Genomic DNA, 5,639 nt, shown 5'->3' with positions numbered 1-5,639 from the left:
GTCTACACGTACCGCCGCCTGTCCGGCGGACCGGTTGCGCCGTGAGTCCGATGACCGTCGACTGAGGCGGCCCCGCTGCATCAGTCATAAGGCCGGCCCACCAATGACATTCGCCTCCGGTGCACCGTCCGGGCCCGGCACCGCGCGCTATGACGCGGACCGCCTCCTGGCCGGATACCGCGCCGCACGGGCCCAGGAGGCGCTCTTCGATCTGCGCCACGGTCCGGCAACCGGCTATGACGAATTTCTCGACTACGACGGCAACGTGCGACTGGCGTGGGCCGAGCTGGCCGACGCCATCGCGGAGCGGGGCCGCGCCGGGCTGGACCGACTGCGTTCGGTGGTGCACGACCTCATCGATAACGACGGCATCACCTACACCGATGTCGAACCCGACGGTCGCGGCCAGGAGCCCAGGCCCTGGCAGCTGGACACGCTGCCGATTGTGCTGTCCGCGAGCGACTGGGAGGCGCTCGAGACCGGCCTGCTGCAACGGTCGCGGGTGCTCGACGCCGTGCTGGCCGACCTGTACGGGCCGCGCAGCCTGCTCACCGAAAGCGTTCTGCCCCCGGAGCTGCTGTTCGGCCACCCCGGATATGTGCGCGCGGCCAACGGAATCGAAATCCCGGGGCGCCACCAGCTTTTCATGCATGCCTGCGATGTCAGCCGGCTCCCGGACGGAACTTTCGTCGTCAACGGCGACCGCACCCAGGCGCCCTCCGGTGCCGGGTACGCGCTGGCCGACCGGCGCGTCGTCGCGCACTCGATTCCCGACCTCTACGAGCGGATCGCGCCGCGGCCGACCACTCCGTTCGCGCAGGCGCTGCGGCTGGCGCTGATCGACGCCGCGCCCGATGACGCCCAGGACCCCGTGGTGGTGGTGCTGTCCCCGGGTATCTACTCGGAGACCGCGTTCGACCAGGCCTACCTGGCCACCCTGCTGGGTTTCCCGATGGTGGAAAGCGCCGACCTGGTGGTGCGCGACGGCATGCTCTGGATGCGCTCCCTGGGCACCTTGAAACGCGTCGACGTCGTCCTGCGCCGGGTCGACGCGGACTACACCGACCCGCTGGATCTGCGCGCCGACTCCCAGCTCGGGGTGGCCGGTTTGGTGGAGGCCCAGCACCGCGGGACGGTGACCGTGGTCAACACGCTGGGCAGCGGAATCCTGGAAAATCCTGGGCTGCTGCGTTTCCTGCCCGCGATGGCCGAGCACCTGCTGTCGGAAACGCTGCGGTTGCCCACCACCGAGGTCTACTGGGGCGGCATCGCCAGCGAACGCTCACACCTACTGGCGAATCTGCCGTCGTTACTGGTGAAGTCCACCATCGGCGAGCAAACTCTTGTCGGACCGGCACTTTCGTCTGGGCAGCTGACGCGGTTGGCGGCCCGCATCGAGCAGACGCCGTGGCAGTGGATCGGGCAGGAGCTGCCGCAATTCTCGTCCGTGCCGACCGACCACGCCGGCGTGTTGTCCCCGGCGGGCGTTGGCATCCGCTTGTTCACCGTGGCCCAGCGCGGCGGCTACGCGCCGATGATCGGCGGGATCGGTTACGTGCTGGCCTCGGGACCCGCCGCGTATACGCTGAAAACCATTGCCGCAAAAGATGTCTGGGTCCGGCCAACCGAGCGGGCACACGCCGAGGCGATCAGCCTTCCGACGCCGGAGCCGCCGGCGAAGACGGCCGCAGGAACCTGGGGTGTGAGCTCCCCGCGCGTGCTGTCCGACCTGTTCTGGATCGGCCGCTACGGCGAGCGCGCGGAAAGCATGGCGCGGCTACTGATCGTCGCCCGCGACCGGTTCCACGTCTACCGCCACCACCAGCACAGCGAGGAAAGCGAATGCGTGCCGGTGCTGCTGACCGCGCTGGGTCGAATCACCGGAACGCCCGACAGCGACGGCGACCACGCCGAGATGATCGCCACCGCACCCTCGACGCTGTGGTCACTCACCGTTGATCCGAACCGGCCCGGCTCGCTGGTGCAATCGGTGGAGGGTTTGGCCCTGGCCGCGCGGGCGGTGCGCGACCAGATGTCCAACGACACCTGGATGGTGCTGGCCGCGGTGGAGCGGGCCCTGGCGCTGAAAAGCGATCCGCCGGAATCACTTTCGGAGGCCGACGCCTTGCTCACCGGAGCTGCGGCCCAGACGCTGGCCGGCATGCTGACCCTGTCGGGGGTGGCCAACGAGTCGATGGTGCGCGACGTGGGCTGGACGATGATGGACATCGGCAAACGGATCGAACGCGGGCTGTGGCTGACGGCGTTGCTGCAGGCCACGCTCACCGTCGTCCGCGGCGCCGCGGCCGAACAGACCGTGATCGAGTCCACGCTGGTGGCGTGCGAGTCGTCGGTCATCTACCGGCGCCGCACGGTGGGCAAGATCAGCGTGGCCGCCATGGCCGAGCTGATGCTGTTCGACGCGCAGAACCCGCGGTCGCTGCTGTATCAGCTGGAGCGGCTGCGGATCAATCTCAAGGACCTGCCCGGCTCGTCGGGATCGTCGCGCCCGGAACGGTTGGTGGACGAGATCGGCACCATGTTGCGCCGATCCCACCCCGCCGAGCTCGAACGGGTCAGCGACGACGGCCGGCGTGCCGAGTTGGCGGAGCTGCTCGCGTCCGTGCACACCGAGCTGCGCAACCTGGCCGAGGTCATCACCACTACCCAGCTAACGTTGCCCGGTGGTATGCAACCGATTTGGGGTCCCGACGAACGACGCGTGATGCCGGCCTAGCCGGCCACCGAGGCGGGGCCACGCGACTCCGACGCCACCTCGTCGACCACTGTGTGGATGAACCTCATCTTCTCCAGCACCGCGACCGGGAGCACGAACGGGTACAGGTCGTCGTGGCCCATCGACCGGTTCACCATGTTCAGCGACCACGACAACGGCAGCCACATGTCGATGATCGTCTGAAAAGCGCTGGGGCCCAAGGCGGGCCGGTCGAAGGTGGCCGACGCCGGAGCCAGTCCGCACCACGCCGAGGTGTCCAGCGTGTCGCGGATGTGCAGGTAGTGGGCGAACGTCTCGGCCCAGTCCTCGGCGGGATGCATGGTGGCATAGGACGATACGAAGTTCTCGTGCCAGCCCTCGGGAGCACCCTCCCGGTAGTGGCGGTCGAGCGCCTCGGAGTAGTCGGCTTCGTGGTCGCCGAACAGCTCCTTGAACCGCTCCACGTAGTCGGTGAACGGTGCGATCAGCCGGTAGTAGTAGTAATGCCCGATCTCGTGGCGGAAATGGCCCAGCAGGGTCCGGTACGGCTCGTCCATCTCGACGCGCAACTGCTCGCGGTGCGCATCGTCGCCCTCGGCCAAGTCGATGGTGATGACGCCGTTCTCATGCCCGGTCATCACCTGCTCGTGCGCGCTGGACAGCAACCGGAAGGCCAGCCCGTAGTCGGGATCCTTATCGCGCCCGACGATCGGTAGCTTCAGCTCGTGCAACTCGGCGATCAGCCTGCGTTTGGCCGCCTCGGCCCGGGCGAACTCGGCCATCCCGGTGGTGTCGGCGTCGTTGGGGCGTTCGATCGTCAGCACGCACGAGGGGCACAGCAGCCGGGGGTTGTTGACGGGGACCAGCCAATTGCATTCGGCAAGAAGCAAATTGGCGCACAGCTGATATTCGCTCGCGCGCACGAAGCCGGCATGCTCGCCTGTGTCGTCCTCCGAGATCACCAGCAGCGCCATCTGCTCGAGCGAAAACCCCAGCGCGCTACCGCAATTGAGACAGGTCGAGTTCTCGAAGGTCAGGCGCTGGCCGCAGTTGGGGCAGGTGAAGTCACGCATACAACACATCGCCTTCGAAGGGCACCACGTCGACGGCGACGTCGATCACGCTGTGTTCCGAGTCGGTGAAGATGATGCCCCGCAGCGGCGGGACGTCCGCGTAGTCACGGCCCCGGCCCACGACGATATAGCGCTCGTCGACCATCTGGTCGTTGGTGGGATCAAGCCCCAGCCATTCGACTTGACCGGGCTGCTGCGGAGTCCACACGGCTGCCCAGGCGTGGGTGGCGTCGATGCCGATCATCCGATCCTTTCCGGGTGGCGGGTCGGTGGCCAGATACCCGGATACGTAACTGGCCGCCAACCCGTTGGCTCGCAGGCAGGCAATCGCCAGCCTGGCAAAGTCTTGACATACCCCTTCGCGGGCGGCCAGAACCGCGTTGACTCCGGTGGAAATCGTCGTCGACCCCGACCGGTAGGTGAAGTCGGTGAAGATGCGCGACGTCAGGTCGCGCAGCACTTCGATCAACGGGCGTCCGGGGGTGAAGCTGGGCGCCGCGTAGTCGCGGATGTCGTCGGTGATCTCCGGCGGAATCAGGTCCAGGGTGAACTCGGTCGCCAGGGCTGCGCCGGGTCCGGTAGGCCGGGCCGCCTCCCACGGCTGCCCCGCGGAGGTGCGGGAATCGAGGCGGGGCGGATAGACGTCGACGATGGAATCGCTGGTCACCTTCAGCACGCGGTGCGGCTCGGTCACGTGAAAATAGGAGCTGGTGTTGCCGTAGCTGTCCACGCTGGTGGAGCTGTCGCCGGGGGCCGGCTCGATGATCAGCTGATGCGCGACACAGCGCTGCCGCGGCGAGTCGCGCGGCGTGAGAAACCCGCGCCCATACGAGCTGGTCACGACGTCGGAATAGCGGTACTCGGTGCGGTGGGTCACTCGATGTCGGCGGGCGGCCCCGGCCCCTGGTTCGCCTGGTTCTGCTGGCAAGCGGTTTCTCCTCCTCACCGCTGATCTCATCACATGGCGGAGGGCTGCGTACGGCCCGCGGAAGGCCCGGTCGAGCACCGTTTGCCAATCCGACGGCACTCGCGTCAAAACGGGAGCACAATCGTGTTGTGGCCACCTGGGGCGAGGTCGCCCGCATCGTCGGTGAGCTGGCACTCACCTCCGAGCCGTCACCGCACGACTGGCGGGTCGGCAAGAAATTGCTGGCCTGGGAGCGTCCGTTGCGACCCTCCGAGCGCGAGGCGCTGGAACGCAGCGGCCCGCGACCACCGCAGGGCGATATCCTCGGGGTCCGCGTGTCCGACGAGGGCGTCAAGTTCGCGCTGATCGACGACGAGCCCGAGACCTACTTCACCACCCCGCATTTCGATGGCTATCCGGCGGTGTTGGTCAATCTGTCCGCAATCTCGGTGCGCGCTCTCGAAGAGCTCATCACCGAGGCGTGGCTGACCCAGGCGCCGCGCAAATTGGTTCAGGAGTTCCTGGCCGACTCGCGCTGAAGCGCTCAGACGTGCCGAAGGTCGATGACGCGCTGCAGGTCGTCGATGCAGGCGCCGACGACGTCGGCGAGGATCACTTGCGTCTTCTCGTGCGCCCCGGACTGCAATTCCGCGGCGTGATGACGCGCCGACGCCATGTACGCACAGGCGCCTGCGGGATCGGAGTCGGCGAGGGCGATCGCGGCCGCGAGGCCCACCAGCACCGTGGGCACGGGATGGTGAAGGCGTTCGCGGCCCCGTAAGTCGGGATCGGGGCCGGGCGAGACGGCGCGCGCCAGTTGCAGCACCGAGCCGGCCAGCAGGGCCACGTGCACGGCCTGATGATCGGCGGCCTCGATCGTCGCGCGCAGGCCCCATCGCCGCGGTGCGATGGTGACGACGTGGCGAGCCGTGGTGCGCGCCTC

4 protein-coding genes and 1 pseudogene are annotated in these 5,639 nt (G+C 67.9%); 2 read left to right on the top strand and 3 right to left on the bottom strand.

What is annotated here, in order from left to right:
* Positions 1-103: 103 nt before the first annotated feature.
* On the top strand, positions 104-2,737 hold the full coding sequence (locus A5652_RS18975; RefSeq protein WP_067354934.1) for a circularly permuted type 2 ATP-grasp protein: 2,634 nt from the start codon (positions 104-106) through the stop codon (positions 2,735-2,737).
* Here A5652_RS18975 and A5652_RS18970 read toward each other — a convergent pair.
* On the bottom strand, positions 2,734-3,789 hold the full coding sequence (locus tag A5652_RS18970) for a putative zinc-binding metallopeptidase (RefSeq protein WP_067354931.1): 1,056 nt from the start codon (positions 3,787-3,789) through the stop codon (positions 2,734-2,736). The genes A5652_RS18975 and A5652_RS18970 overlap by 4 nt on opposite strands.
* A complete protein-coding gene (locus tag A5652_RS18965; RefSeq protein WP_067354936.1) occupies positions 3,782-4,747 on the bottom strand; it encodes a transglutaminase family protein in 966 nt (321 codons plus the stop codon). Before A5652_RS18965 ends, A5652_RS18970 begins: the two co-directional genes overlap by 8 nt.
* A gap of 98 nt (positions 4,748-4,845) precedes the next feature.
* On the opposite strand from A5652_RS18965, the gene A5652_RS18960 reads away from it, so the two are divergent.
* Entirely contained in the window at positions 4,846-5,235 is a 390-nt protein-coding gene (locus A5652_RS18960; protein ID WP_067354928.1) for an MmcQ/YjbR family DNA-binding protein, read from the top strand.
* Positions 5,236-5,240: 5 nt separating this feature from the next.
* Here A5652_RS18960 and A5652_RS18955 read toward each other — a convergent pair.
* Positions 5,241-5,639 (bottom strand): annotated as a pseudogene (locus A5652_RS18955) (aromatic acid exporter family protein); the annotation flags it as partial.

Source organism: Mycobacterium sp. 1165178.9 (assembly GCF_001673555.1).
Taxonomy (GTDB): domain Bacteria; phylum Actinomycetota; class Actinomycetes; order Mycobacteriales; family Mycobacteriaceae; genus Mycobacterium.
This window is presented reverse-complemented; position numbering and strand designations above follow the sequence as displayed.